Genomic DNA, 25770 nt, shown 5'->3' with positions numbered 1-25770 from the left:
AAACTGACCACTCGACGGGGGAGGCGGGGAGACGCGCGCGGGGGCGGTCAGCGTGAGGTGATCGCGCGGACGTGCCGGCGCGCACCCGCGCGGAAGCGGCTCGACAGCTCGGTGAACGCCGCAGTGCTGCGGACCCCGGGCCAGTCGCCGGGCAGGACCGCCGACGGAAGACCCGGATCGACGTAGGGCAGGATCCGCCACGCGTCCACGAGACGGACGTAGGCCGCGAAGGCGGCGGCCTCGTCGGCGCCGTCGACCGCGTGCAGCGGGGCGATCGCGGTGAGGAAGCCCTCGTGCTCGTGCCGCAGGGCGTCCAGGTCCCACCAGGCGCGCACCGCCGCCGGGAGATCCCTCGCCGGCGCCGCGCCTCGGAACAGCGTGACGAACTCCGCCGCGCCGAGATCGGCGACGACCTGCGCCGCCTCGTCGGCCAGGTGCTCCGGGCAGATCCACAGCGCGGGGGAGACGGTCCCGCAGCCGATCCAGGCGAGGCCCCGCCGCAGCCGGTGCCGGAGGTCGCGTCGGCTCTCCGGCACCGAGAACGACACCAGGCACCAGCCGTCGGCGGGATCCGCCTCGCGCACGGCGAAGATCCGCCGATCGCCGCGGGCGAGCATCCCCGCCGCCGCCGGGTTGAGGCGGTAGCCGACGCCGTCGGAGCGGTCGGCGAGGAGGAGCCCCCGCTGCTTGACCCGGGTGAGCGCGCCGCGCACGCGGGAGGGCGGCAGTTCCAGCTCGCCGAGCAGGCGGACGAGGTCGGCGGCGGAGATCCGGCCGCCGAGATCGCGCAGGTACAGCCCGATCACCGTGCGCAGGTACGACACGGTGCTGCCGGGCCGGGCGTCGACGTCGTCGAGGACGGGTCCGTCCCCGTCGGGCAGAGCGTCCGTGCCGACCCGGGCCGCGTCGTCGCGCACGGCAGCGGTCCGCTCCACCGGGCCGGCGATGACGGAGGGCTCCCGGCTCATCGGCCCAGGGCGTCGCGCACGGCGACGACGCCGCGCACGGTCTCGACGTGCGAGGTGCTCAGCGGCGACAGGCCCAGGCGGATCCCGTCGGGGAAGCGGAAGTCGGGGATGACGCCCTGCGTCCACAGGGCCGCGGTGACCGCGCGGAAGTCCGGGTGACCGATCGTGACGTGGCCTCCGCGCACCGCGGGGTCGCGCGGGCTCAGGAGCCGGACCCCGAGCGGGGCGAGCAGCTCGTCGTACGCCCGCACGGCGAGCTCCGTGAGCGAGACGGACTTCGCCCGCACGGCCTCGATGCCCGGCGCGTCGTCCGCTCCCGCCTCGTCGATGAGGTCGAGCATGCCCTGCATCCCGATCATCGACATCACCGGCGGGGTGCCGCTGAGCAGTTGCCGGATCCCGGGAGCCGGCGCGTACTCGGGGCCCATCGCGAAGACGTCCGCGGCGCCCCACCAGCCCTGAATCGGCTGGCGGAGGAGCCCCTGGTGCTCGGCGCGGAGGTAGGCGAACGCCGGGGAGCCGGGCCCGCCGTTCAGGTACTTGTAGGTGCACCCCACGGCGAGGTCGACGCCCCAGGCGTCCAGCTGCATGGGCACGACGCCGACTGAGTGGCAGAGGTCCCAGAGGATCAGCGCCCCGGCGTCGTGCGCGAGGCGGGTGATCCCGGCCATGTCCGCGAGCGCTCCGGAGCGGTAGTCGACATGGCTGAGCACGACGAGGGAGGTCGATGTGCCCACCGCGGCGGCGACGTCGTCCGCCGCGACGCCCAGGACCGGATCGGGATCGATCCACCGCACCGTGGATCCGGTCTCGGCGGCGATCCCCTCGACGATGAACCGGTCGGTGGGGAAGTTGCCGCGCTCCACGACGATCTCGGTGCGCCCGGTCCCGGCGCGGGAGCCCACGGCGGCCCGGATGAGCTTGTAGAGCAGGACGCTCGTGGAGTCCGCGACGACGGTCTGACCGGCGGCGGCGCCCAGGGCGACCTCGGCGATCCGGTCGCCGAGGCGGAGCGGGAGCTCCATCCACGCCTCGTCCCAGGACCGGATCAGGCGCGTGCCCCAGTCCTCGCGGACGAAGCGGGCGACGCGTTCGGGCAGCGCCGCGAGCGGCCGCCCGAGGGAGTTGCCGTCCAGGTAGGCGTGGACGCCGGGGGCCTCCGCGAACAGGGCGAGGCGATCGTGCAGCGGATCGGCCTCGTCGAGGGCGGCGGCGCGGGCGAGCAGGTCATCCGTCATGCGGACTCCTTCGGGTCGGGGCGTCGTGTCGGCGCGGGGGGTTCGGATCCGGACGGGGCGTCGTGGCCGTGCTCCGTCGTGGCGCGGTCGTGGGCGAGGTCCCCCGCGGCGAGGGGGTGCGCGCGGGCGGGGTCGCCGTCGGGGAGCAGCAGGAGAGCGCTCCCCGGCAGGAGCGGATCCGCCGGGGCGAGCGCGCGGAGGAGCGCGGCGTCCGTGACCCCCGCCGCGCGCAGGTCCCGGACCTCGTCGACACGGAGGTCGACCGGAGCGTCGCCGTTGCCCATGTCCGTGCCGTACCGAACGGTCCCGCCCGCGGCGTGGAAACGCCGGAGGTTGTCGATCGCGTGGTCCCGCTCGGTTCCGGTGTGGATCGCGAGTGTCGAGATCCACGCGACCGAGGCCGCCTGCCGGGCGATCTCCGCGTCGTCCAGACGCTCCGTGAAGGGGGCGTGGGCGAGCACGTCCGCGCCTAGGCGGGCGATGCGCGCCGCCTGCCCGGCGCCCTCCGCGTGCGCGTGGACGGTGAGCCCGCGGGCGTGGGCGAGACGGACGAGGGCGGCGAAGAGGTCGTCGTCGAGAACCGGGCCCGCCGTGCTGTTGCTTGTCAGCTTGACGCTCGTCGCCCCCGCGTCGTGCATCTCGGCGACCGCACGTGCCGCAGAGGCGAGGTCGGTGATCTCGCGCACGGATCCGGGCGGCGCCCACGGCCGGTCCGACGGGTAGCCGCCGGGCGCGGTGAGGAAGGCACCTGCGTACTCGATCCGCACGACACCGGCGTCGCCGGGCCGCGCAGGCTCCGGCGTCGGCGAGGCGTGCGCCTGGCACAGGGCGCGGATCCCGCCCGGGTCGGCGCCGAGGTCGACGACGCGGCCGAGCCGGCTCCGTGCGAGCAGCGACGGGTCCACGAGCTGCAGGTGCACGTGGTGGTCGGCGAAGCGGCCCGTGACGATCCCGGCCAGGCGGGGCGTGCCCGCAGGGGCGGGCTCGGGTCGCAGGCGGAGTCCGGCGGGGTCCGCCTCGATCCGGCCCTCGCGGATCGCGGTCCCGTCGAAGAACGAGACCGCGCGGACGACGGTCACCGTCCGATCTCCGTGCGGACGGCGTACAGCTCCGGGAAGAAGGTCAGCTCCAGCGCGCGCTGGAGGAAGTCCACCCCGCTGGAGCCGCCCGTGCCGATCTTCCTGCCGATCGTCCGGGTCACGGTGCGCAGGTGCCGGAAGCGCCAGAACTGGAAGTTGTCCTCGACGTCGACGAGCTCCTCGCACGCCTCGTACAGGTCCCAGTGGCGGTGCGGATCCTCGTAGACGGCGCGGATGACGGGGACGAGGTCGTCGTGCATCCGGTACGGGAGCCGCACGTCCCGCTCCAGGATCGCCTCGGGAACGGGCAGCCCGCGGCGGGCGAGGAGTCGCAGGAACTCGTCGTACACCGTGGGCCGCTCCCATTCGGCGGTGAGCAGGGCGAGGTTCTCGGCGTGGTCGCGGAAGAGGCCGAGCATCCGCTCGTTCTTGTTGCCCAGGGCGAACTCCACCGCCCGGTACTGGACGGACTGGAATCCCGACGAGTTGCCCAGGTCGCCGCGGAACTGCGCGTACTCGGTGGGGGTGAGCGTCGCCAGCACGGACCACTGCTGGGTGAGGACCTCCTGGATGTGTTTGACCCGCGCGATGTGCTTGAGCGCGGCGCGCAGGTCGTCCTCGGCCAGCCGGGCGCGCGCCGTGCCCAGCTCGTGCAGGATGAGCTTGAGCCACAGCTCCGTCGTCTGGTGCTGGATGATGAACAGCAGCTCGTCGTGGTGCTCGGGCCGGCTCACCGGGTGCTGTGCGGAGAGCAGCTGATCCAGGGCGAGGTACGAGCCGTACGTCATCCGATCCCGGAGGTCCGTGACGATCCCGTCCTCGATGTCCCTCTGGTTCTCCTCGGTCGCCATGCGAGAAAGATACCGCAACCGTGTCGATCGTCACAGGTGTGAGATGTCCCCGCCCTCCGACGTCGAGTGGTCAGTTTCTGCGGGTTCACGGGCTCTGAGGCCACAAAAACTGACCACTCGACGAAGAAGGCGTGAGCGACGGCGCGGACGGCGACGGGGACGGCGAGGTCGGGCGGCGCTGCATTGGCGGTCGGCGGCAGGCGGGCGTAGACTGGCCTGTCGGGTCCGAGAACCCCAGAGAGACGAAGGCGGTGAGCGCGATGGCAGGTGATAGTACCGGCGCCGCCCTGTCGCGACGCCGTCTCGCCGTGCGCTGAGCCCCGCTCGCCCCGGCCCTCCCGAGCCTGTGCTCGGGACGACGATCCGTCGCGCTTCCTCGGCGGCGCCCTTCCGGCAGCTGATGGATGACGCGCCGCCCCGGGCGGGCGTGCGCGCGCGAGAACGGAATCGCAGCATGACCCTTGTCGACAACGGAGTGTACGTGGCGGGCCGCCGCGTGGAGACCCCCGCGAGCCTGGACGAGACGTACCGGATCATGGACGCCCACCGGGGGCTGGCCTGGATCGGGCTCTACCACCCGAGCCCCGAGGAGATCACCTCGGTCGCCCGGGAGTTCGACCTGCACCCCCTCGCCGTCGAGGACGCCCGATCCGGGCACCAGCGATCCAAGCTGGAGCGGTACGGCGACACCCTCTTCGCCGTACTGCGCCCCGCGCGGTACCGCGACGAGCAGGAGGCCGTGGAGATCGGCGAGCTGCACGTGTTCGTCGGTCCTGACTTCGTCGTGACGATCCGCCGCGCGGAGTCTCCGGACCTCAGCGCCGTCCGTCGCCGGATGGAGGCGAACCCGGAGCTGCTCGCGATGGGGCCGGAGGCGGTCCTCTACGCGATCCTCGACGAGGTCGTGGACGAGTACGAGCCCGTCGTGGCGGGACTGGAGAACGACATCGACGAGATCGAGGACCAGCTCTTCGGAGACAGCGACGACGACGCCCTCTCCCGCCGGATCTACGACCTCTCGCGCGAGGTCATCAACGTCCAGCGCGCCGTGCACCCCCTGGCCGGCATGCTCCAGGGACTGCGCCGCGGGTCGGAGAAGTACCGGGTGGACGCGGAGCTGCAGACGTCGCTGCGCGATGTGCTCGACCACGTGATCCGGATCGACGAGCGGGTGGAGTCGTTCCGGGCGATCCTGGAGAACGCCCTGACCGTGCAGTCCGCGCTCGTCGCCCGTCGACAGGCCGACGCGAGCCTCGCGCAGAACGACGAGATCAAGAAGATCTCCTCGTGGGCCGCGATCATCTTCGCCCCCACCCTCGTGGGCACCGTGTACGGCATGAACTTCGACGTGATGCCGGAGCTGCACTGGGCAGCCGGCTACCCGCTGGCGCTGGGCGCCATGGCGGCCTTCGCGGTCACGCTGTTCGGGATCTTCAAGTACAAGCGCTGGCTCTGAGGTGCGACGGCGGCCGGCGCACGGCCGGCCGCGGTGTCGCCGCCCCGCGCTGCGCGGCTCCGCGCGACGGATGTAGGGTGGATCCCGACAGCGCCTAGGGTTCCGGGGTCCGCCCGACTGGTCCGAGCGGCGCCACGTCCCGCCTCCGCAGGCGGGGCGTCATCTGAACGGACAAAAGCCTGGAGGAACCACGTCCGTCGTGCCCACACGGCGGGCCGAAGGTTCCGTCGTGTCCGCACTCGCATTCGTCCTCGTCTTCTCCGCCGCTGTCGCGCACGCCGCGTGGAACGTCATCGCGCACGGCATCAGCCGCGCGGGGTTCCCGTTCCTGTGGTGGGGCGCCGTCGCGAGCACCGTGATCTGGTCCGTCGCCATCCCTTTCACGGGCGGGCTCGGCACCGACGACATCCGGGGGTTCCTCCTCGGGGTGCTCGTGTCCGGCGTCCTGCACGTCGGGTACATGCTCGTGCTGCAGCGCGGCTACCAGGTCGGGAACCTCTCCACGGTGTACGCGACCGCGCGGGGGAGCGGGCCGTTCCTGTCCGTGCTGATCGCGATGCTGATCCTCGGCGAGCGGCCGTCCCCGATCGCGCTCGTGGGGGTCGGCGTCCTCATCGCGGGGATCATCGCCATCGGGCTCGTCGACCGGGTGGGCGCGGATCCGGTCTCCGGGCGGCGCGGGATGGATCCGGGCATCCTGTTCGGGCTCCTCACGGGCGTCACGATCGCGGTCTACACGATCTGGGACGCCTTCGCGGTGCGGCAGTGGTCGCTGTCGCCCGTGGCGTTCATGGTCGGAACCGCCGCGCTGCAGATCCCGTTCTACTCGGTCGCCGTGCGCCGCCGCTGGGCGGCCGTCCGCGCGCTCGGGCGCCGGCAGTGGCGCCGGATCGTCGCGTTCGGCGTGCTCTCGCCGTTGTCCTACATCCTCGTGCTCCAGGCGGTCACGATCGCGCCGGTCGCGCTGGTCGCGCCGCTGCGCGAGGTGAGCGTCGTGCTGGTGAGCCTGTTCGGCGCCTTCGTGCTGCGCGAGGGGCGACCCGGCTGGCGCGTGGCGGCGTCCGTCGTGGTCGTCGGGGGGATCGCGCTGCTCGCGGTGTGAGCGGGCTCAGCCGCCGACGGCGCGCAGGTACTGACCCTCGGGGGAGATTCCCGACGCGGCGACGGTGAACCGCACGATGCTGGAGAGGTAGCGGTCCTCGCTCGCCTCGAACACGCGGCCGTCGGCGTCCCGCGACGTCCGGGTGAGGCGGAGGATCGGCGTCCCCTGCGCGACCCGGAGGAGCTCCGCATCCTGGGCGTCGGCGGCGACCGCGTCGATCTCGTGCTGGAGCGTGACGATCGGATGCCCCTGGCCGGCCAGGAACTCGGTGATCGACACCTCGTCGGGGTCGATGGTCAACAGCAGCCGGCCGACCTCGTGCGTGTAGTGGAGCCGCTCGAGCATGGTGGGCCGCCCGTCGAGGAAGCGCAGCCGCACGACGCTGACGATGGTGTCGTCCGGATCGACCCCCAGCGCCGCCGCCTTCTCCTCGCCGGCCCGGCGGAGGCTCAGCTCCTGGGTCTGCGCCCCGGGGACGGCGCCGAGCTCGCGCGCCCAGCGGGTGAAGGGAACCGAGACGTCCACCGCCTGGGTGGCCTTGCGCTCGACCACCCGGGCCGGGCGTCCGCGTGCGGTCTCGATGAGCCCCTCGGCCCGGAGGAGAGCGAGGGCGTTGCGGATCGGTCCGCGCGAGGTGCGCCAGCGCTCGGCGAGATCCGCCTCGGTCGGCACGGCGTCGCCCGGACGCAGGCGCCCGTCGACGATCCGGGCGCGCAGATCGTCGGCGATCTGGATGTAGACAACATCAGCCACATAGGCATACTACGTGGTCGGTCAGGGTGCGCGAGCCCCCGTTGCTCCGCTGTTCACCTGAGGAACGCGCGGGTGAACAGTCGCGGAACAGTCCCGAGATAGGTATACATCTCGATCGTGAACTTGGCAGAGTGCTCGTGGATCATCTCCGTCCCACACCCGAAAGGTCCTCATGAAGCTCCGCGCTCTCCCCGCCCTGGCCGGCGTCGCCGTGCTCGCCCTCGGCCTGGCCGCCTGTTCCGGCACGGCCGGTGCCGCCACCGGCACCGACGCGCCCGACACGGCCGCGGCGAACGGCGGCTTCGCCGTCGACGAGAACACGCTCGTCTTCGGCGTCGTGCCCGACTCCGTCGACACCGAGACCAACTACCAGCCGCTGATGGACTACATCGCGGAGAAGACCGGCAAGACGGTCGAGTACCACGAGTCCACCGACTACGCGGCGCTCATCGAGGCCGCCGTGGCCAGCAAGGTCGACGTCGCCTCGTTCTCCGGCTTCACCTACGTGACCGCGACGAACAACGGCGCCAAGCTGACCCCGATCTCCTCCATCGTCACCAAGGAGGGCCAGGAGCCCGGGTACTACTCCCAGGCCATCGCCCCCAAGGACAGCGCCGTGACGAAGATCGAGGACTTCAAGGGCAAGAAGGTCTGCTTCGTCGACCCGTCCTCGACATCCGGATACCTGTTCCCGAGCTACAACCTCCTCGAGGCCGGCATCGACCCCAAGAGCGACATCACCCCGGTGTTCGCCGGAAAGCACGACGTGAGCGTGCAGAAGACCGGTGAGGGCGCCGAGTGCGAGGTCGGGTTCGCGGAGGACTCCGAGGTCGCCAAGTCCGACAAGGTCAAGGTCATCGCCGAGACCATGGTCCCCGGCGCCCCGCTCGTGTACAGCTCGGCGCTTCCCACCGAGGTGTCCGACCAGCTCGTCGACGCTCTCGGCGAGATCACGATCGACGACATCATCGCCGCGGGCATCAAGGGCGCCGACACCGACGCCTTCCGGAGCGTCTTCTACGCCACGAAGCCGGTCGACGACGCCTACTACGACCTGATCCGCGACATCTGCAAGAAGACCGAAGCGGAGCAGTGCAAGGCCTGACCGCCTGACGCCGCCCGGTCGTCGAGCGCAGCCCGCTCGGCGGCCGGACGGCGTGTCGCCCGACGCCGGAGACCCCGAGGAGAACCATGAGCATCGACACCGCCGCCCCCGTCGTCCGCCTGCGGGGCGTGACGAAGCGCTTCGGCGCGACCACCGCCCTCCGCGACGTGGCCCTGGACGTCGCCCCCGGCGAGATCGTCGTCCTCCTGGGGCTCAGCGGGTCGGGCAAGTCCACGCTCCTGCGTCACCTCGACGGGCTGGAGACCCCGACCGCGGGCGAGGTCCGCGTCCTCGGCGCGGACGTGCCGGCCCTTCGTGGCCGGGAGCTGCGGCGCCTGCGCAGCCGGGTGGGGTTCATCTTCCAGCAGTTCGAGCTCGTGCCCTCCCTCACCGTCCTGGAGAACGTGCTCACCGGATCCCTCTCCTCGGTGCGCGGCCCGCGCCTCGGGCTGTGGGGGTACGGCAAGGACGCCAAGCTCCGCGCCCTCACGCACCTGGACCGCGTCGGCCTTCTCGACCGCGCCTATCAGCGCAGCGACACCCTCTCCGGCGGGCAGCAGCAGCGCGTGGCGATCGCCCGCGCGCTCATGCAGCAGCCCGAGATCCTCCTCGCCGACGAGCCGGTCGCCTCGCTCGACCCGGAGTCCAGCGACCAGGTGATGGCGCTGATCCGCGAGATCGCCGCGGACGAGGGCCTGACCGTCGTCTGCAGCCTCCACCAGGTCGATCTCGCGATCTCCTGGGCGGACCGCATCGTCGGCCTCCGGCACGGCGAGGTCGTGCTGGACACTCCCACCACGGATCTCAGCAAGGCCGAGGTCATGGAGATCTACGGCCGCGTCGCCACCTCCACCGCCGAGCTGGAGGTCGTCGAGGCGGAGCTTCTCGCCCCCGTCCCCGTCGGCGCCGCCGCGGGATCCGCCTCCGGACTGCGCGACCAGGAGCCCGTCGCGTGACCGCCGTCGCCCCCGCCCCGCGGCTCGACCGCCCGCCCCGAGCGAGCGTCGCGGAGCGCGCACCGCGCCGGGTCGTCTCCCCGGAGCGCATCGCCGCCTCCCTGACGCTGCTGGCGCTCGTCGTGCTCGGCGTCCTCGCCGTGAACGAGATCGGCATCTCCATCCCGGGCATGATCCAGAGCTGGGGCAACGCCGAGCACTTCCTCTCTCGGGTGGGGGCGCTGAGCTTCCCGGAACCGGCCGAGCTCGCCGGGCTCATCGCGCTGACCGTCGGCCTCGTGCTCGTCGGGACGCTGCTGGCCGCGGTGCTGTCCGTGCCGATCGCCTACCTGGCCGCCTCGAACACCACGCCGGGGAACGCCTTGCGCATGGCCGCGCGCTTCGTCGGGGTGCTCACCCGGGCGCTGCCCGACGTCGTGCTCGCCATGGCGTTCGTCCTGATGTTCTCCCTGGGCACCCTGCCCGGCATCCTCGCGATCGGGATCCACTCGATCGGCATGATCTCGAAGATGTTCGCCGACGCCATCGAGCAGATCGACGAGGGACCTCGTCTGGCGATCCGCGCGGCCGGCGGATCCAAGCTCCAGGAGTTCACCGCGGGGATCCTGCCGCAGGTGCTCCCGAGCTGGGTCGCGACCGTGCTGCACCGCAACGACATCAACCTGCGCGGCAGCGTCGTGCTCGGCTACGTCGGGGTGGCCGGCCTCGGGCTGGAGATGTCGTACGCGTTCAAGGCGCTCAACTACGGCAAGGGACTGGGGATCGCCCTGGTCATCTTCGTCCTCTGCGTCGTCATGGAGATCGTCTCCAGCGCGGTGCGCGGCGCGATGCTGGGCGGACAGCAGCAGACCCGCTCCTGGATCGACCGGATCCTGCACCCGCGGATGACGGGCGCCGCCACGGCGGCCGCCCCCGCGGATCGGCCGGCATGGGCCGCGAGCGTGCAGACGGCGGTCCGTCGGCCGTGGACCGCGACGCGCGTGCGCAACACCGTCGCGGGGGTCGTGGCGGTCCTCGTCGTGATCGGCAGCGTCGTCGTCAGCGACATCACCTGGAGCGACGCCGTCACCTTCTGGGCGAAGATCCCCGAGACCGCGGCGAAGTTCTGGCCGCCCTCGTTCGGCAACTACGAGGCGGCGGCGATGATCTCCGCGATGCGCGACACCGTCGCGATCGCGCTCGCCGCGACGGTCCTCACCCTGCTGCCCTCCGTGATCCTCGGCTCCCTCGCCGCCCGCAACGTCGCTCCCGGGCCCGGCGTGCGCGGCACCGCGCGATTCCTCCTCGTCGGGATCCGCGGCATCCCCGAGCTGATCCTCGCGATCGTGCTCGTCGTGATCACCGGGCTCGGCCCGCAGGCGGGCGTGATCGCGCTCGCCATCGGCGGGATCGGCCTGCTCGGCAAGCTCGTCGCGGACTCCTTCGAGGAGGTGGACCGGGGGCCCGAGCGCGCGCTGCGCGCCGTGGGCGCGACCCGTCTGCAGACCTACGCCTCGGCGACCGTGCCGCAGGGCCTGCGGGCCCTCATCGGCCACAGCTTCTACATGCTGGACACGAACATCCGCGCGGCGACCATCCTCGGGATCGTCGGCGGCGGCGGGGTCGGCTACTTCCTGCTCAACGCCAGCCAGGGATCCCGCTATCCGGTCGTCACCGCGATCGTGCTGATGATCCTCGCCACCGTCCTCGTGGTGGAGGGCCTGGCCATGTGGATGCGGCGGGTGTACCGATGACGGGCCGCTACGATCTGGCCGTCGTCGGCTCGGGGATCGTCGGGCTCGGCGCCGCCTACGCCGCATCCCGGCGCGGGCTCCGCGTCGTCGTGGTGGACCGCACCGACGCGCCCGTCGGCGCATCCATCCGCAACTTCGGTCACCTCTGCATCGGTGCACAGGAGGGACGGGCCCGCCGCTACGGCGAGCTCTCCCGGGGCCTGTGGACGCGCCTGGCGCACGACGCGGGATTCTGGCTGCGCGACGCCGGGACGCTCGTGGCCGCGCGCCACGAGGACGAGGCCGCGGTGCTCGCCGAGGCGGCGCAGGCGTCCGCCGCCGACGAGCCCGGTCTCCCCGGCATCCGTCTGATCGAGGCGGACGAGGTGCTCCGGCTCGCGCCGCTGCGCGCCGGCGGCGTGCGCTCGGGGGCGCTCATCGAGGGAGACCTCCAGGTGAACCCGCGGGAGGCCGCCGCCGCGATCGTGCGTCACCTCGCCGCACGGGGCGTCGAGTTCCGCATGCGCACCGCCGTCACCGGCGTCGGGCCGGGACGCGTGGACACCACGCGCGGGCCGGTCTCCGCCGCGGCCGTCGTCGTCGCGGTGAACCACGACCTCGATCAGCTGCTGCCGGAGATCGCCGAGCGCGCCGGCGTGGTGCGCTGCGCACTCGACATGATGCGGGTGGCGGCCGATCTCCCCGCCCCTCTGCAGGCGCCGCTGCTCACCGGGTGGTCGCTCGTCCGCTACGGCCGGTTCGGAGCCACCGCCTCGGCGTCGGGCCTGCGCGAGCGTCTGCACGCCGAGCGGCCGGAGCTCGCCGCGCTCGACCTCAATCAGATGTACACCCAGCTCCCCGACGGGTCGCTGCTGCTCGGGGACTCGCATCACCGGGCGGTGCAGCCGGGGCCATTCCAGCCCGAGGCGGCCTTCGACGCCTTCCTCGCCGAGGCCGCCGCGCTGTTCGACGCCGACCGTCTGCGCGTCCTGGAACGCTGGCAGGGGGTCTACGCCGCCGGGCCGACCGAGTTCCTCGTCGAGACGGTGGCGGACGGCGTCCTCGCGCTCGCCGCCACGACGGGGATCGGGATGACGACCGGACTGGGACTCGCCGAGACCGAGGCCGCGGCGGCGTTCGGGTGGGACGGCGTCCCCGAACGGCTCACCGCGGCGGTGTCCTCGACCCACGACGAACCGCGCCGACCGGAAGGAACCGTATGAGCGCCCTCACCCCGACCCCCACCCACAGCGAGGACCCGCGCGTCGCCGACCGCGTGCCCGTCGAGCTCGTCGTCCTCGACATGGCCGGCACGACCGTCCTCGACGACGGCATCGTCGAGCGCGCGTTCCAGCGGGCAGCCGAGCGCACCGGCGTCGCGGATCGGATGCCGTGGCCCGAGGCGCTGCAGTACGTGCGCGACACGATGGGGCAGTCGAAGATCGACGTGTTCACGCATCTCGCCGGCGGCGACCGCGCGGCGGCGGAGCGGGCGACCGCGCAGTTCGAGGACGCCTACGCCGAGATCGTCTCCGAGGACGGTGCGCACGAGATCCCCGGCGCCGCCGCGGCGATCCGCACGTTCCGCGCGCAGGGGATCGCGGTCGCGCTGACCACGGGGTTCTCCCCGGCGACCAGGGACGTGCTGCTGGACGCCCTCGGCTGGCGCGACCTCGTCGACGTGGCGTTGTCGCCGGTCGACGCGGGGCGCGGCCGGCCGGCCCCGGACCTCGTGCTCACGGCGCTGCTGCGCACGGGGGTCTCCGCCGTGCAGGCCGTCGCGGTGGCGGGGGACACCACCAGCGACGTCGAGTCCGGGCGGCGGGCCGGGGCCGGGTTCGTCGCCGGGGTGCTCAGCGGCGCACACGGACGCACGGCGCTGGAGGTCGCCGGTGCGGACGCGGTGCTCGACGACGTGACCGCCCTCGCCGCGGCCCTCGCCGAGCGGGAGCTTCTTCCGTCCGGGGTCGCGCTCGCCCGGACCCGCTGACATGCGCGCGGTGCTGGCGCAGACCGGCGCACCGGTGCGCCGGCGGGACGTGACGCTGCGGCCCGCCGCGACCGCGATGGTCTGGCTCGGGGCGGGGCAGCGGCACGAGCGGATGGCGGTGCCGGGCGTCGCGCTCGGACCCCGCGACGTGCTCGTGGCCGTGGAGCTGTCCACGATCTGCGGATCCGACCTCCACACCGTCCAGGGCCGGCGGGCCGCCCCCACGCCCCTGGTCCTGGGGCACGAGAGCGTGGGGCGCATCATCGCCATCGGGGACGACGGCGCCTCGGCGGTGGACGCCTCGCCCCTGCACGTCGGGGATCGCGTCGTGTGGTCCGTCACGGTGTCGTGCGAGCAGTGCGACCGCTGCCGGGCCGGGTTCCCGCAGAAGTGCCGGGATCTGGCCAAGTACGGCCATTCCCGGGTCGAGCCGCGGTGGGAGCTGACCGGCGGGTTCGCCGGGCACGTGCATCTGCGGGCGGGCACGGCGATCGTCCGGGTGCCCGAGACGCTCCCCGCTCCGGCGCTCGCGCCGGTGTCCTGCGCCACGGCGACCGCCTGGGCCGCGGTGGCCCGCGCCGCCGCGGTCCGCCCGCTCGACGGTGCGCGCGTGGTGGTGTACGGCGCGGGCCTGGTCGGGCTCACCGCGGCCGTGATCGCGGCGGAGGAGGGCGCCGACGTGCGCATCGCGGATCCGAGTCCGGACCGCCGCGCGACGGCGACCCGGTTCGAGCTGTCGGCGGTGCCGCCGGCGGCCGTGGACGCGGAGTCGGCGGACGTCGTGATCGAGGCGTCCGGGCACGCCGTGTCCGCGGCGATCGACGCGGCGGACACGGGCGGGGTTGTGGTCCTCGTCGGCAGCGTCTTCCCGGCCGATCCGGTGCCGCTGGACGCCGAGCGGATCGTCCGCGGCCTCGTCACGGTGGCCGGGGTGCACAACTACACGGGCCAGGAGCTGGCCGCCGCGGTGGCGTTCATGGCGGGCCGGGGGCGGGCACACCCCTTCGCCGACCTCGTCGGGGCCGTGCATCCGCTCACGGACGTGGACGCCGCGCTCGCCGAGGCCGCCGCGCCCGACGCCCCGCTCCGCGTCGGTCTCACCCCGCGCTGACCCGCCGTCCCTCCCCGTCCGCCATCTCCGTCTCCGACGCCGACGCCCATCGTTCGTCCGGGTCCCCGGTGTCGAGTGGTCAGTTTCTGTGGGTTCCGCGGCGTTCAACCCGCAGAAACTGACCACTCGACCGAGGAGGACGGGCGCGAGCGCACGGGGGCGGTCGCGGCTGCGGCCACGAGGAGCAGCGCGGACGCCGCGACCGCGGCGAGGAGCCCGACCTGCACGACGACGGAGAGCAGGAGGCCGACGCCCGCGGCGATCCGGAGGATCAAGGCCGTACCGGCGGCCATCCGGCGGACGGTCATCGCCGCCAGCAGGACGCCGCCGACTGCGATCGCCGCGGCGAGCCCGACCGCGGACCACCAGACGCCGGGCCATGCCGTGCCGTCAGGCAGCGCGTCAGTGCGGGAGACGGTCATGGCTGCGGTGAGGCCCGTGACGGCGAGGACCGGTAGGGGCGCGAGGAGACACAGTGCCATCGTCCGGCGCCGGGTCAGGGTGAGCACGAGGAGGAACCCGGCCAGCACCGGGAGTCCGACCACTGCGGCGACGACGAGACCGGGGAGGATGTACCCGATGCCGTCCGCGCAGTACCAGCTCCCCGGTTCGTCGCCCATCCGCTCGAACGAGCACAGCAGGTGCAGCTCCTCGCGGAGCATGTCGACGCCGGACACGGTCAGCAGCGGGGCGAGCACCGTCCCTGCCCCGAGGAGGACCGGAACCCACAGAGGACGGGCGCGCGGCTGCGGTGACGTCATGCCCCCACCCTAAGCTGGGGGGATGCCCGAAAACTCCGCCGCCGGGGTCGGCACGCCGTCGCGGAACATCGGCGTCGGCGTCGCCCTCGTCATCGGATCCTGCCTCTCCCTGCCGTTCGGCGCCGCCGTCGCGACGACGCTCTTCCCCGCCCTGGGGACCTGGGGCGTCACGTCCTTGCGCGTCCTCATCGCCGCCGTCGTGGTGACCCTCATCGCGCGTCCGAGGCTGCGGCACTGGAACCGGGCGCAGTGGACCGCGGCGATCCTGTTCGGCGTCTCGGTCGCCGCGATGAACGGCACGTACTACGCCGCGATCGAGCGGATCCCGCTCGGCCCCGCCGTGGCCATCGAGTTCCTCGGTCCGCTCGTTCTCGCCGCCGCGCTGACCCGTCGCGTCGTGGACTTCCTCTGGGTCGGCCTGGCGCTCGGCGGGATGGCGCTGCTCGCCGTGGACGGGCTCACCGGCAGCGATCCGCTGGACCCGATCGGGGTCCTCTTCGCGCTCGTCGCCGCGGGGTTCTGGGTGATGTACATCCGCACGAGCACCCGTGTCGGCGCCCTCATCCCGGGCACCGGGGGTCTGGCGGTCGCGCTCGGGGTCGCCGCCGTGCTGCTGCTGCCGTTCGGCGTCCCCGCGATGGGGACGGCCGTGGGGGAGCCCTCGCTGGTGCTCATGGCGGGCCTCACCGCACTGCTCGCCTCGGTCATCCCGTACACGCTGGAGCTCGCCGCGCTCCGGCGGCTGCCGCAGCGCGTGTTCGGGATCCTGCTGAGCCTCGAACCGGTCTTCGCGACGCTCGCCGGATGGATCGTCCTCGGTCAGCAGGCGACGCCGCTGCGGATGGCCGCGATCGCGCTGGTCGTCGCGGCGAGCATCGGGGTCACGGCGGGGGCGCGCCGGCGCCGTGGCGCGGGCCCGGACGAGGAGCCTCCCTCGCTCATGACCGGCTCGATCCCGGTCGTCCCGGACTGACGTCAGGACGCCGCCCGTCATCGAGCGCCGACCAGGAGGAACGCGGGCGTAGCCTCGAGGCATGAGCGCGCTCACGGATCTCCTCGGCATCGACGTCCCGATCATCCTGGCCCCGTTCGGCGGCCTCAGCTCCGTGGAGCTGACCGCGGCGGTGAGCGACGCGGGAGGACTCGGATCCTATGGACTGTACGGGTACGACGGCGACCGGATCCGCGAGACCGGCGCCGCGCTGCACGCCGCCACCGATCGGCCGTTCGGTCTCAACCTCTGGCTTCCCCAGGGAGACGAGGTCGAACCGGATGACGGCTACGAGGACGCCGCGCGTGCGCTCGCCGGGTACTTCGCGGAGGTCGGGCTGGAGGTTCCGGCGCGTCCGGCCCGCTACCTGCCGACGCTGGAGGAGCAGCTCGACGCCGTGTGGGACGTGCGTCCGGCGGCGCTGAGCGTGGTCTTCGGCGTCCCGTCGCGCGAGGTGGTCGACGCGGCGCACGAGCGCGGCATCCGCGTCATCGGCACGGCGACGACGGTGGCCGAGGCCGTGGCCCTGGAGGCCGGGGGCGTGGACGCGGTCGTCGCGACGGGCTCCGAGGCCGCGGGGCACCGGGTCTCCTTCCTCCGTGCGCCCGAATCCTCGCTCGTCGGCGGGATCTCGCTGATTCCGCAGATCGCGGACGCGGTCTCGGTCCCGGTCATCGCCGCGGGAGGGATCGCGGACCGCCGGGGAGTCACCGCGGCCTTCGCGCTCGGGGCGCAGGGCGTCCAGGTCGGCACCGCCTTCCTCGCCACTCGCGAGTCCGCCGCCAACGAGGCCCACGTCGCCGCGATCCAAGCCACCGCGGCCGACGAGAGCGTGCTTACGAGGGCGATGAGCGGGCGTCTGGCCCGCGGCGCCGCCAACCGTGCGGTGACCGAGATCGAGGCGGCCGGCGCGATCGCCGCCTTCCCGGCGCAGAACTGGATCACAGGCCGGTTCCGGGCCGCCGCGGGCACGCAGGGGCGAGGCGATCTGCAGTCTCTCTGGCTCGGTCAGTCCGCGCCGCTGGCCACGCACGACACCGCCGCGGAGGTCTTCGCCGAGCTCGCGGAGGGACTCCCCGCCTGACCGTCCGGACGCCCGCCCCTCGCGGCCGCGCAGCTCGCCGGGGGAAACATCGGTATGCCGGGGACGACCCCGGTCGGCGGAGGCGGAGCCCGGTCAGAGGATGACCGTCGAGCGGCCGTGCACGATGACCCGGTCCTCGGCGTGCCAGCGCACCGCGCGGGCGAGGACGAGGCGTTCCACATCGGCGCCGCGCTGCTGCAGCTCCGCGGCCGACTCCGCGTGGGTGACGCGCGTGACGTCCTGCTCGATGATCGGCCCCTCGTCGAGATCGGCCGTCGCGTAGTGCGCGGTCGCGCCGATGAGCTTGACGCCGCGCTCCTTCGCCCGCGCGTACGGGTTGGCGCCGATGAACGCCGGCAGGAAGGAGTGATGGATGTTGATGACCGGGGCGCCGAGGCGCTCGATGAAGTCGTCCGTGAGGATCTGCATGTAGCGGGCGAGCACGACGAGGTCGACGTTCCCCTGCAGCAGCTCGAGCTGACGCCGCTCCATCTCCGCCTTGCCCTCGGGCCCCGGGGCGCCGGGGATGTGCACGAACGGCACGCCGAACGACCGGACCGCCTCCGCGAGATCGGGGTGGTTCGAGACGACCATCGTGACGTCGATGTCGAGCTGGCCGCGCTGCGTGCGCCACAGCAGCTCCAGCAGGCAGTGGTCGTACTTCGAGACGAAGATCGCCACGCGCTTGCGCCGTGACGCGTCGTGCAGCGACCACTCCATGCCGAACCGCTCCGCCACCGCGGCCAGCGACGCCTCCAGGGCGGGGCGGGCGGCGGCGAGGCCCTCGAGATGGAGCACCGTGCGCTGGAAGAAGCGACCGCCCTCCGCGTCGGTGGAGTGCTGGTCGAGGGAGATGATGTTGGCGCCGTGCTCGGCGAGCACGCCGGCGACGGCGGCGACGATGCCGGGCTGGTCGTCGCAGGCGATCAGCAGGCGTGCGGTGTCGGGCTGGGCCATGGTGCTCCTCGGAGGCCTCGCGGGGGTGTGGATCGATTCTGCCGTTCCCCGCCCCGGGAGGCGAATCCTGGGCGTCACGCGGGCGACTCGGGCGCACATGTCGTGTCCGGCGGAGAACCGGGCCGGGCGGCGGGACGCGGTGTCGCTAACCTGAGTCCGTGACGCCCAGCGAAGCAGGCCTCGTCCTGATCCCCGCCCTCGCGGTGCTCGCGCCCCTGCTCGCCCGCGCGGTCCGCCCGGCGGTGCGCGTGCCGATCGTCGTGTTCGAGCTGCTGCTGGGGATCCTCGTCGGCCCGGCGGCGCTGGGGTGGGTCCAGCCGCACGTCGTCACCGACACGCTGGCGGACTTCGGCCTGGCGATGCTGTTCTTCGTGGCCGGGGCCGAGATCGACGTCCGAGAGATCGGCACCCGCTCGCTCGGACGAGCCTCGCTCGGGTGGATCCTGAGCCTCGCCGGAGGGATCGCGGCGGGCCTGCTGGTCGCCCCCGGAGACGGCGCCGTGGTGATCGCGATCGCACTGAGCTCGACGGCCCTCGGCACCCTGATGCCGATCCTCCGCGACGCCGGTGAGCTCGGCACGCCGTTCGGCCACGCCGTGTCCGCCATCGGCGCGGTCGGCGAGTTCCTCCCTCTCGTGGCGATCTCGCTGTTCCTGAGCGCGCGCACCACGGTCGTGTCGGCGCTCGTGCTGCTCGCGTTCGTCGTCATCGCGGCGTTGGCGATCGCCCTCGCGCACCGCACGCCGCACGGACGCCTGCACGCCGTCATCCGGGCGACGCTGCACACCTCGGACCAGTTCGGGGTGCGGTTCGTGCTGCTCCTCATCGCCGCGCTCGTGGCCCTCAGCGTCGTCCTCGACCTCGACATGCTGCTCGGGGCCTTCGTCGCCGGAGCCGTGTGGCGGATCATCATGGCGCGCGCCCCGGAGGCGGACGCGGCCGCGGTCGAGAGCAAGATCGAGGCGGTGGCGTTCGGCTTCCTGGTGCCGATCTTCTTCCTCATGACCGGCGTGCGCTTCGACCTGGGCGCGCTGCTCGCGGCTCCGGCGATGCTGCTGCTCGTCCCCGTCTTCCTCGTCCTCCTGCTCGTGCTGCGCGGCGGCGCGGCGCAGCTGTCCGCACCGGCGGGCTCGTCCGGGCGGGACCGGATCGGCCTCGGGCTGCTCGGCGCCACGGGTCTGCCGATCATCGTCGCCGTGACCGCGATCGGCGTCGACCAGGGCATGCTCGGCTCTGGGACGGCGGCGGCGCTGGTGGGCGCCGGGATACTGTCGGTGCTCCTGTTCCCGGTGATCGCGATGCAGGTGCGCGGCGAGCGGCTGCCGTCGCGGCCGACCGTGCCCCCGGGGGAGCTGTGACGGTCGCGGCGCTGCTGGCGGACGCCCGCGCGCGCCTGGCAGGGCTCCCCCAGGAGGGGCTGGGAGTGGAGAAGACCTCGCGCTGGCGTGCGCCGCGGATCGTGCGGGCCGGATCCGCCTGGCACGTCGGGGTGCTGCTGCTCACCGCGGACGAGGTGTTCGCCACCGCCGAGGTGCTGCGGGCTGCCGAGGAAGTGCGGCGCGGGTACGCCGCCGAGTCGGCGCGCGCCCGGGCCGAGCGGCGGGCCCAGGCGGTGCGCGGCGGGTTCGCCCCGGGTGAGGTCGTGCACGTGGGCTGGACGGCGATCGACGTCTCCGCGGTGGAGGCAGGCGGATCCTCCGGCCCCCTGGCGATGCGGGACGGTGTGCCCGCGGTGCGATGGTCCGCCGCGGGCGGATACATGCCGCTGGCCGCCTACCTGGACGAGCGGATCGCCCTGCTCCTGGGCGGGTAGCGCCGGGACCGGGTGCCCCGATGCCGGCCTCCGGACCGGCGGCGCTCAGCGACCGAGCGCGATATCGGCGAACCGGCCGAGGATCCAGGCGGGCTCGGTCACCGCGGAACGGAGCACCGCCTCCTGGACGGTGTCGAAGGCTGCCGGATCGAAGTAGCCGGTCGTCCGGTAGAACGTCATCCGGTCGGCGAAGTCCCGCGGCGACGGCTCCGGATGGAACTGCGTCGCCCAGAGGCGGTCGCCCACGCGGTACGCCTGGACGGGGCAGGCGTCGTTCGCGGCGAGCAGGACGGCACCGGGCGGAGCCTCGCGCGAGCCCTCCTTGTGGGCGGTGAAGGCGGTGAACGCCGGGGCGGACGGTCCGAACAGCGGATCGGCGGCGGCCGCGGGCGTCGTCCGCACCTCCGCGGCGCTGGCCTCCTCCGGATGGTCGGTCGTGACCGTCCCCCCGAGCAGGCGCGTCACGACACCGATGCCGAAGCACGTGAAGAAGGCGGGCGGACCGCCGTCGATCGCGCTCTGCGCGATCCGCTCCAGGTCCGCCTCCAGCCGGCGCTGCGTGTCGGACTTGGCGACGTCGGTCGCGTTGAACGGGGAGCCGCCGATCACGAATCCGGCGTACCGCTCGCCGGCGTCGTCGGGGAGCGGGTTGGTCACGAGGTCGATGCGGTCCAGCTCGTCGGGACGGACGCCGAGAGCGACGCGGAAGGATGCGCGCTCCGCCGTCGCCGCGTCCAGCTCGGGGCGGACGCCCACGTAGAGGAGCGAAGCCACCCCGAGATTCTAGGCGAGCGACGCCGTCCCGCTGAATCCGTGCGCCCCAGGGGGACTCAGCGGGAGGAGTTCTCCGTGCGGCCGCGGACGATGCCGATGAAGGTCTCGACGTCCGGCGTCGTCGCATCCTGCCTCCACGCCAGCAGGACCGGGGCGACGGGGCCGTCGACGAGGACGCGGTGGTCGACGTCCTTGCGGTGATGGAACCGGGCCAGGGACATCGGCATGACGGCGATGCCGACGCCCGCGGCCACCGTCGCGACGGCGTCCGCCACGGTGTCGAGAGGACCGGATGCCGCATCGATCGTGGGCAGGTTCAGCGGGCCGAGCACGTCCTCGCGGGTGGTGAGCAGCACCTCGCCGCGCAGGTCGTCCGCCGTGAGCTCGTCGGCCGCGAGCAGGTGCGAGTCTGCGGAGGCGACCACGACGGGCAGCTCCTCGTACAGCGGGATGGCGTGCAGACCGGCCCGGTCGAGCGGCTCGCGGACCAGGGCGATGTCCACCCGTCCGCTCAGGACGGCGTCGCGCTGATCGGCGACGGGGATCTCGACGAGCTCGAGCGCCACGTGCGGCATGCGGCGTTTCCACGTGTCGATCCAGCGCCCCGGCATCGCCCCGGGAACGGCGCCGAGCCGAAAGGTCCGCGGCTGCTCGGGCGGGGCCGGGCGCGCGGCGCGGGACGGGGCGGCCGAGCGCTTCCCCTGGCTTCCGACGCCGGCCCGGGATCGTCCCGCCGCGGCGGGACGCGGGCTCCCGGTGCGGGGGCGGCGGCCTCCGGCGCCCTTCCTCGTCATGCCTTCAGCGTACCGGGGTGGCGGAGGCGGTCACGGTGACGCAGCAGCGCCCCTCGTGCGGGGCGAGGCGGGCGTCGAGGCCCGTGCACCGGGCCCCGTCGATCATGCCTTCGACGAACGCCTGGTTCATCCCGCAGACGAGGGCGGTGTGCGTGCGTGCCAGCGCGTCGAAAGGACAGTTCGCGAGGACGATCTCGTCGCCCTCCGTCCGCGGCTCGTAGCCCATCGCGCGGAGCGCCTGCCGCAGACGATGCTCGTCCTGCGCCGGGCCCGGGTCGGCCTCGGATGCGGCCGCGCCCGCGATCCGGCCCTCTTCGCGGGCGACGTCGCGGACGGCATCGTCGAGCGGCGCTGTGCCGTCGGCGTCCTCGATCGCCCGCGCGAGGATGTGTCCGGCGAGGTCGAAACGGCGCGGCGGCAGGGAGACGGCGATGGTGTCGGCGGCGCGACGGTAGAGCTTGGCGGGGCGCCCGGCGCCGGGGCCGCTCCGCCCGCTCAACCGGCGGAACTCGACCTCGAGCAGGCCGAGGTCCACGAGCTTGTCGAGGTGGAACCGCGCGATGTGATCGGCGACGCCGGCCGCCTCCGCGGCCGCCTCGCGCCCGGAGGGATCCGGGCGACCGATGACGTACTCGTAGAGCGCTCGCCGGGTCGGGTCGGCCAGGGCGCCGATGCCGGCGGCGTGGACCTCGATGTTCATCTCGTCCTCGATCTCGCAGGGGTCTTGTGCTCAGCGTCTCACATCTCTATTTTACAAACTAACACTATTTAGAAAGGAGGCGACATGAGAACCATGACCGAGACCCGTCTTCCGTTGACGCAGGACGGCAACCGCCAAGCGTTCCTGCTGCTGCGGACGGTCTTCACGGTGGCGCCGATTCTGTTCGGGCTGGACAAGTTCGTCCGGCTGCTGACGCCCGACTGGGAGCGCTATCTGGCTCCCTGGATGGACGCCCTCATCCCGGGGGACGCGCGGACCGCGATGGCCATCGTGGGCGTGATCGAGATCGTCGCGGGGATCGTGGTCGCCGTGTGGCCGCGATGGGGCGGCTACCTCGTCGCCGCGTGGCTCGCCGGCATCATCGTGAGCCTCGTCAGCGTCGGCGGCTATCTCGACATCGCACTGCGCGACTTCGGGCTGCTCGTCGGCGCGCTCGCGCTGGCGAGCCTCGCCGCCGCACAACGACGCACGCGCTCACGCTGAGCGCACCGCGCGCAGGGGGGAGGGCGGGACCGCGGGGGAGCGGTCCCGCCCTCGTCATGCCGGCGCGGCGGGTGCGGGCGCCGACGTGCTCCTCAGGCGCTCAGGCCGCCAGCCAGAGTCCCTTCCGGTCGGTCATGATCCGCATGCCCGCCGCGACGGTCTCGTCGTCGCCGATCTTCGCTCCCCGCGCGATCCTGGCACCCGCCCCGATGTCGGTGCGCACGCCGATGCTCGCCCCGTCACCGACGGTGGCGCCTGCGCCGATGTGCGCGTGCGCGTCGATCCGCGCGTCCACGCCGATCACGGCGTCGGGCTCGATCCATGCGCCGCGGGCCACCCGGGCCCCGGCCCCGACCTTCGCGCCCGGTTCGACATAGGCACCCGCCTCCACGTGCGCGAGCGGATGCACCTTCGCGCCGTGCGCGACGAGTCCTCGACCGTTGGCGTGCTTGCGGTAGCGCAGGGTGCCGCCCTGGTCGTCCTCGATGTCGACGTAGTTCTTGCCCACGAAAACCTCCCGTGTCCGGGCTTTCCCCCGGATATATGGACAACCGCGGAGGGGCGTGATTCATTCCCGTGCATCGGATCCGATGCGGGGGAGTCCCCGGCGTGGCCTCACCCCCAGGTCAGGGGGTCCAGCCGGAGGTAGAAGGCCGCTGCGGCCGGGTCCGGATCGGTGATCCCGAGCGTCGCGAACAGGATCGCGTCCGCCTCCTCCGCCTGCGCGGCGGAGGACCAGTTCTCGGCTGCGTTGGCCCGCAGGAGCGCCAGGTCGGCGTACCGATCCGCGCGACCCAGCCGGCCCAGATCGATCATCCCGTTGCACTGCAGGGTCTCGGGATCCACGAGGAGGTTCGGCAGACACGGATCCCCGTGGCACACGACCTCCTCGTGCGCCTCGAGGGACAGCCGGAGCGGGAGCTCCCGTTCCACGCGGGCCAGCAGCTCCGGGGCCGGAGTGCCGCGGTCTTCGTCCGGGAGGAAGTCGGGATCGACGGCGCCCCGTCCGACGACGTCCTGGGCGCGCGCGAACATCCGCTCCAGGCCTCTGTCGAAGGGACACGTCGCGGCGTCCAGCGCGTGCAGGGCCGCGAGGCACCGGGCGATCGAGGGCCACGCGGCCAGGAGATCCTCCCCAGCGAGCTCGGAGGCCGGCACGCCGGGGATCGCCGTCATGACGAGGCAGGCGCCGTCTTCGCCCTCTCGCCAGTCGCGAGGCTCCGGGGCGGCGATCCCGCGACCGGCGAGCCATTCCAGGCGATCTCGCTCGGCGGCGAGGTCGGCGACGCGATCGGGCTCCGCGATCTTGGCGAAGACGGCCCCGTCGGCGCGGCGGAGGACGCGGTCGCCGGACTCGCCGGTCGTGATCGGGATCCACTCGTCGCGCGGAACCACCAGTGCTTCGGTGTTCATGTGGTCGACTCCTCCGGTGCGGCGGGCGCGGTCAAGGCTCCGCCTGCCTCATCGCTGACAGGTCGGGCACCAGAAGAGGATCCGCTCCTCCGTCGGGCTCGCGCCGAGCTCGCCCGTCTCGATCGGGGTCCCGCATCTCCGGCACGGGCGCCGGGCTCGGCCGTACACCCAGGTCGTCTGTCCGCGCCGGTCGATCCCGGTGAAGGTGCGGTCGACTCGGTCGATGTTCGCGCGGATGGTCCGAGCCCCGAGCGCGACCAGGGCATCGGCGTCCACGTCCGGCGCCGGCGTCGTCGGCCGCACGCCGCGGAGGAACAGCAGCTCGGCGGCGTACTCGTTGCCGAACCCGGCGACGTTGCGCTGGTCCAGGAGCGCGACGTGGATCGGCCGGGCATCGGCGTGGATCCGGCGGGCCGCCTCGGCGGGGTCCCAGTCCGGACCGAGCGGGTCGGGCCCGAGGTGCCCGACGAGGGCGGCCTCCTCGCGGGTGGGGACCAGGGCGAGCATCGACACGTCGAAGCCCACGGCCTCCGCCTCTGCGGTACCGACGACCGCGCGGGCGCGGAACGCCGGCGCGCGCCACCGCTCGCCCGGCCGATACAGGTGCCAGGCGCCGTCCATGCGCAGGTGCGAGCGCAGGGTCATCCCGCCCGCGTGCAACAGGAGGTGCTTCCCCCGCGCCGTAACGTCGGCGATGCTCTCGCCCCGCAGGTCCGCCGTCGCGAGCTCCGGCACGCGCAGGTCGAAGCGCGTGATGACCCCTCCGCGCAGAGCGCGGTCGAGCCGCCGCGCGACGCGGAAGACGGTGTCTCCCTCAGGCATCCGACGATCCGCCGGGGAGAGCGGCGTCCCGATCCTGCGTCCCGCCGAAGGGCGGTCGGGGGGCCGCGGCCTCGGGGGCGGCAGCGGCCTCGGGCGCCGGGAGGGGCGTGCGTTCCAGGAGATCCCGGGCGAGCATGGTCGCACCGGCGACCGCCGCAGGCATGACGATCACCGCCCCGAGCGGGACGAGGAAGCACAGCTGCGTCGCGACGCCGAAGCCCAGCGTCCGTGCCCGGCCGCTGCGCAGGATCGCGGTGCGCTGCGGGCCGTCGAGCTCCCGGGCGTCGAACGCGCGGCCGGTGAGCTCCCGGGCGAGGACCCGACCGGTCAGCACGACGCCGAGCACGGCGCCGACCACGCCGCCGACGACCGGGATGAGGCCGACGAGCAGGACGACGAGGCCGGTCAGCGCCCCCACGAGCACGAGGCGGACGCCCTCGCCCACCGTCGTCCAGAAGGAGCCCTCGCCCTCCGGCGGCGCGCCCCGCTCGTGCTCCACCGCCCGCCAGATGCGCTGGTAGAACGGATCGCCGATGATCAGCGCGAGCGCGGTGAAGACGGCCGCGGCCAGCGCCAGCGCGGCCACGAACACGACCGTGCCGACGGCGATCCGCAGCGCCGTGCGCCATCCGGGGATCCACCCGTCGGCGAACGGCGTGAGCGCGTCGGCGAGGGGGCCCAGGGACAGGGCGAGCGGGATCAGCGCGGCCAGCAGCACCGCCGCGGCGATCACGGCGGGGAGCAGGCCCAGCGCCATCAGGCCAGGACGGCGTCGCCACAGCCCGAACCCGCGCAGCAGGGTCGCGACCCCGGCACCGAACTCACCGATCACGTTC

General features: G+C 73.4%; 27 protein-coding genes. 13 read left to right on the top strand and 14 right to left on the bottom strand.

Annotation, left to right across the window (positions count from 1 at the left end; translation table 11 throughout):
• Positions 1 to 47: 47 nt before the first annotated feature.
• The 4 genes from V6R91_RS35355 to V6R91_RS35340 are packed head-to-tail and all read right to left on the bottom strand — an operon-like array spanning position 48 to position 4136.
• A complete protein-coding gene (locus V6R91_RS35355) occupies positions 48 to 968 on the bottom strand; it encodes a PaaX family transcriptional regulator (RefSeq protein ID WP_336399215.1) in 921 nt (306 codons plus the stop codon).
• Positions 965 to 2206 (bottom strand): kynureninase, encoded by a 1242-nt coding sequence (locus V6R91_RS35350; RefSeq protein WP_336399214.1) that lies wholly within the window; start codon positions 2204 to 2206, stop codon positions 965 to 967. The genes V6R91_RS35355 and V6R91_RS35350 overlap by 4 nt, the downstream gene beginning before the upstream one ends.
• A complete protein-coding gene (locus V6R91_RS35345; RefSeq protein ID WP_336399213.1) occupies positions 2203 to 3285 on the bottom strand; it encodes a hydrolase in 1083 nt (360 codons plus the stop codon). Before V6R91_RS35345 ends, V6R91_RS35350 begins: the two co-directional genes overlap by 4 nt.
• On the bottom strand, positions 3282 to 4136 hold the full coding sequence (locus V6R91_RS35340) for a tryptophan 2,3-dioxygenase (protein WP_336399212.1): 855 nt from the start codon (positions 4134 to 4136) through the stop codon (positions 3282 to 3284). Before V6R91_RS35340 ends, V6R91_RS35345 begins: the two co-directional genes overlap by 4 nt.
• A gap of 454 nt (positions 4137 to 4590) precedes the next feature.
• Between V6R91_RS35340 and V6R91_RS35335 the strand changes: the two genes are divergently transcribed.
• Positions 4591 to 5592 carry a magnesium and cobalt transport protein CorA gene (locus tag V6R91_RS35335; RefSeq protein ID WP_067247313.1) on the top strand — a complete coding sequence of 334 codons (1002 nt, stop codon included), beginning with the start codon at positions 4591 to 4593 and terminating at the stop codon, positions 5590 to 5592.
• Between the two features lie 229 nt (positions 5593 to 5821).
• The gene (locus V6R91_RS35330; RefSeq protein WP_067247316.1) at positions 5822 to 6694 is read left to right on the top strand and encodes an EamA family transporter; all 873 of its coding nucleotides are present in this window, start codon (positions 5822 to 5824) and stop codon (positions 6692 to 6694) included.
• A 6-nt stretch (positions 6695 to 6700) separates the two neighbouring features.
• Here V6R91_RS35330 and V6R91_RS35325 read toward each other — a convergent pair whose 3' ends face one another.
• The gene (locus V6R91_RS35325) at positions 6701 to 7447 is read right to left on the bottom strand and encodes a GntR family transcriptional regulator (protein WP_336399211.1); all 747 of its coding nucleotides are present in this window, start codon (positions 7445 to 7447) and stop codon (positions 6701 to 6703) included.
• Between the two features lie 172 nt (positions 7448 to 7619).
• Here V6R91_RS35325 and V6R91_RS35320 point away from each other — a divergent pair, with 172 nt between their 5' ends.
• The 6 genes from V6R91_RS35320 (at position 7620) to V6R91_RS35295 (ending at position 14321) form a co-directional block, all read left to right on the top strand.
• Complete coding sequence (locus tag V6R91_RS35320; protein ID WP_336399210.1) at positions 7620 to 8552, top strand: phosphate/phosphite/phosphonate ABC transporter substrate-binding protein; 933 nt, start codon at positions 7620 to 7622, stop codon at positions 8550 to 8552.
• An 86-nt stretch (positions 8553 to 8638) separates the two neighbouring features.
• Positions 8639 to 9508: a phosphonate ABC transporter ATP-binding protein gene (gene phnC / locus V6R91_RS35315; protein ID WP_067247327.1), complete on the top strand. Its 870-nt coding sequence runs from the start codon at positions 8639 to 8641 to the stop codon at positions 9506 to 9508.
• Complete coding sequence (gene phnE, locus V6R91_RS35310) at positions 9505 to 11241, top strand: phosphonate ABC transporter, permease protein PhnE (RefSeq protein WP_336399209.1); 1737 nt, start codon at positions 9505 to 9507, stop codon at positions 11239 to 11241. Before phnC ends, phnE begins: the two co-directional genes overlap by 4 nt.
• On the top strand, positions 11238 to 12443 hold the full coding sequence (locus tag V6R91_RS35305) for a TIGR03364 family FAD-dependent oxidoreductase (RefSeq protein WP_336399208.1): 1206 nt from the start codon (positions 11238 to 11240) through the stop codon (positions 12441 to 12443). Before phnE ends, V6R91_RS35305 begins: the two co-directional genes overlap by 4 nt.
• Positions 12440 to 13210, top strand: a complete 771-nt coding sequence (locus V6R91_RS35300) for a phosphonatase-like hydrolase (protein ID WP_336399207.1) — start codon at positions 12440 to 12442, stop codon at positions 13208 to 13210. The genes V6R91_RS35305 and V6R91_RS35300 overlap by 4 nt, the downstream gene beginning before the upstream one ends.
• Before the next feature lies 1 nt (position 13211).
• Positions 13212 to 14321, top strand: coding sequence for an alcohol dehydrogenase catalytic domain-containing protein (locus tag V6R91_RS35295; protein ID WP_336399206.1), 1110 nt, complete (start codon positions 13212 to 13214; stop codon positions 14319 to 14321).
• Positions 14322 to 14425: 104 nt separating this feature from the next.
• Here V6R91_RS35295 and V6R91_RS35290 read toward each other — a convergent pair whose 3' ends face one another.
• Positions 14426 to 15082 (bottom strand): hypothetical protein, encoded by a 657-nt coding sequence (locus V6R91_RS35290; RefSeq protein ID WP_336399205.1) that lies wholly within the window; start codon positions 15080 to 15082, stop codon positions 14426 to 14428.
• Positions 15083 to 15104: 22 nt separating this feature from the next.
• On the opposite strand from V6R91_RS35290, the gene V6R91_RS35285 reads away from it, so the two are divergent.
• Positions 15105 to 16055, top strand: coding sequence for an EamA family transporter (locus V6R91_RS35285; RefSeq protein WP_336399204.1), 951 nt, complete (start codon positions 15105 to 15107; stop codon positions 16053 to 16055).
• Positions 16056 to 16116: 61 nt separating this feature from the next.
• The gene (locus tag V6R91_RS35280; RefSeq protein ID WP_336399203.1) at positions 16117 to 17157 is read left to right on the top strand and encodes an NAD(P)H-dependent flavin oxidoreductase; all 1041 of its coding nucleotides are present in this window, start codon (positions 16117 to 16119) and stop codon (positions 17155 to 17157) included.
• A 93-nt stretch (positions 17158 to 17250) separates the two neighbouring features.
• Here V6R91_RS35280 and purU read toward each other — a convergent pair whose 3' ends face one another.
• The gene (gene purU / locus V6R91_RS35275; RefSeq protein WP_067250545.1) at positions 17251 to 18114 is read right to left on the bottom strand and encodes a formyltetrahydrofolate deformylase; all 864 of its coding nucleotides are present in this window, start codon (positions 18112 to 18114) and stop codon (positions 17251 to 17253) included.
• A gap of 158 nt (positions 18115 to 18272) precedes the next feature.
• Between purU and V6R91_RS35270 the strand changes: the two genes are divergently transcribed.
• Positions 18273 to 19472, top strand: coding sequence for a cation:proton antiporter (locus tag V6R91_RS35270; RefSeq protein ID WP_336399202.1), 1200 nt, complete (start codon positions 18273 to 18275; stop codon positions 19470 to 19472).
• Positions 19469 to 19927, top strand: coding sequence for a glutaminase (locus V6R91_RS35265; RefSeq protein WP_336399201.1), 459 nt, complete (start codon positions 19469 to 19471; stop codon positions 19925 to 19927). Before V6R91_RS35270 ends, V6R91_RS35265 begins: the two co-directional genes overlap by 4 nt.
• 45 nt (positions 19928 to 19972) lie before the next feature.
• Here the strand turns inward: V6R91_RS35265 and V6R91_RS35260 are convergent, their stop codons facing one another.
• The 3 genes from V6R91_RS35260 to V6R91_RS35250 are packed head-to-tail and all read right to left on the bottom strand — an operon-like array spanning position 19973 to position 22195.
• On the bottom strand, positions 19973 to 20701 hold the full coding sequence (locus V6R91_RS35260; protein ID WP_336399200.1) for a glutamine amidotransferase-related protein: 729 nt from the start codon (positions 20699 to 20701) through the stop codon (positions 19973 to 19975).
• 56 nt (positions 20702 to 20757) lie between these two features.
• Positions 20758 to 21495, bottom strand: coding sequence for a LysR substrate-binding domain-containing protein (locus V6R91_RS35255; RefSeq protein WP_336399199.1), 738 nt, complete (start codon positions 21493 to 21495; stop codon positions 20758 to 20760).
• 4 nt (positions 21496 to 21499) lie between these two features.
• Entirely contained in the window at positions 21500 to 22195 is a 696-nt protein-coding gene (locus V6R91_RS35250) for a helix-turn-helix transcriptional regulator (RefSeq protein ID WP_336399198.1), read from the bottom strand.
• Between the two features lie 84 nt (positions 22196 to 22279).
• On the opposite strand from V6R91_RS35250, the gene V6R91_RS35245 reads away from it, so the two are divergent.
• On the top strand, positions 22280 to 22699 hold the full coding sequence (locus tag V6R91_RS35245) for a hypothetical protein (protein WP_336399197.1): 420 nt from the start codon (positions 22280 to 22282) through the stop codon (positions 22697 to 22699).
• A gap of 100 nt (positions 22700 to 22799) precedes the next feature.
• Here V6R91_RS35245 and V6R91_RS35240 read toward each other — a convergent pair whose 3' ends face one another.
• From V6R91_RS35240 to V6R91_RS35225, 4 genes are all read right to left on the bottom strand, one after another.
• Complete coding sequence (locus V6R91_RS35240; protein ID WP_067249410.1) at positions 22800 to 23207, bottom strand: transferase; 408 nt, start codon at positions 23205 to 23207, stop codon at positions 22800 to 22802.
• A 107-nt stretch (positions 23208 to 23314) separates the two neighbouring features.
• Positions 23315 to 24112 carry an APH(3'') family aminoglycoside O-phosphotransferase gene (locus V6R91_RS35235; protein ID WP_336399196.1) on the bottom strand — a complete coding sequence of 266 codons (798 nt, stop codon included), beginning with the start codon at positions 24110 to 24112 and terminating at the stop codon, positions 23315 to 23317.
• Positions 24113 to 24160: 48 nt separating this feature from the next.
• Entirely contained in the window at positions 24161 to 24934 is a 774-nt protein-coding gene (locus V6R91_RS35230; RefSeq protein WP_336399195.1) for a DNA-formamidopyrimidine glycosylase family protein, read from the bottom strand.
• The gene (locus V6R91_RS35225; protein ID WP_336399194.1) at positions 24927 to 25766 is read right to left on the bottom strand and encodes an EI24 domain-containing protein; all 840 of its coding nucleotides are present in this window, start codon (positions 25764 to 25766) and stop codon (positions 24927 to 24929) included. Before V6R91_RS35225 ends, V6R91_RS35230 begins: the two co-directional genes overlap by 8 nt.
• Positions 25767 to 25770 lie beyond the last annotated feature (4 nt).

Source organism: Microbacterium sp. CCNWLW41, from assembly GCF_037083505.1.
This window is presented reverse-complemented; position numbering and strand designations above follow the sequence as displayed.

Coding starts and splice junctions, on each gene's coding strand:
- V6R91_RS35355 (WP_336399215.1), bottom strand. CDS start 968: ATGAGCCGGGAGCCCTCCGTCATCGCCGGCCCGGTGGAGCGGACCGCT.
- V6R91_RS35350 (WP_336399214.1), bottom strand. CDS start 2,206: ATGACGGATGACCTGCTCGCCCGCGCCGCCGCCCTCGACGAGGCCGAT.
- V6R91_RS35340 (WP_336399212.1), bottom strand. CDS start 4,136: ATGGCGACCGAGGAGAACCAGAGGGACATCGAGGACGGGATCGTCACG.
- V6R91_RS35335 (WP_067247313.1), top strand. CDS start 4,591: ATGACCCTTGTCGACAACGGAGTGTACGTGGCGGGCCGCCGCGTGGAG.
- V6R91_RS35320 (WP_336399210.1), top strand. CDS start 7,620: ATGAAGCTCCGCGCTCTCCCCGCCCTGGCCGGCGTCGCCGTGCTCGCC.
- phnC (WP_067247327.1), top strand. CDS start 8,639: ATGAGCATCGACACCGCCGCCCCCGTCGTCCGCCTGCGGGGCGTGACG.
- V6R91_RS35305 (WP_336399208.1), top strand. CDS start 11,238: ATGACGGGCCGCTACGATCTGGCCGTCGTCGGCTCGGGGATCGTCGGG.
- V6R91_RS35300 (WP_336399207.1), top strand. CDS start 12,440: ATGAGCGCCCTCACCCCGACCCCCACCCACAGCGAGGACCCGCGCGTC.
- V6R91_RS35295 (WP_336399206.1), top strand. CDS start 13,212: ATGCGCGCGGTGCTGGCGCAGACCGGCGCACCGGTGCGCCGGCGGGAC.
- V6R91_RS35290 (WP_336399205.1), bottom strand. CDS start 15,082: ATGACGTCACCGCAGCCGCGCGCCCGTCCTCTGTGGGTTCCGGTCCTC.
- V6R91_RS35285 (WP_336399204.1), top strand. CDS start 15,105: ATGCCCGAAAACTCCGCCGCCGGGGTCGGCACGCCGTCGCGGAACATC.
- V6R91_RS35280 (WP_336399203.1), top strand. CDS start 16,117: ATGAGCGCGCTCACGGATCTCCTCGGCATCGACGTCCCGATCATCCTG.
- purU (WP_067250545.1), bottom strand. CDS start 18,114: ATGGCCCAGCCCGACACCGCACGCCTGCTGATCGCCTGCGACGACCAG.
- V6R91_RS35255 (WP_336399199.1), bottom strand. CDS start 21,495: ATGACGAGGAAGGGCGCCGGAGGCCGCCGCCCCCGCACCGGGAGCCCG.
- V6R91_RS35250 (WP_336399198.1), bottom strand. CDS start 22,195: ATGAACATCGAGGTCCACGCCGCCGGCATCGGCGCCCTGGCCGACCCG.
- V6R91_RS35245 (WP_336399197.1), top strand. CDS start 22,280: ATGAGAACCATGACCGAGACCCGTCTTCCGTTGACGCAGGACGGCAAC.
- V6R91_RS35235 (WP_336399196.1), bottom strand. CDS start 24,112: ATGAACACCGAAGCACTGGTGGTTCCGCGCGACGAGTGGATCCCGATC.
- V6R91_RS35230 (WP_336399195.1), bottom strand. CDS start 24,934: ATGCCTGAGGGAGACACCGTCTTCCGCGTCGCGCGGCGGCTCGACCGC.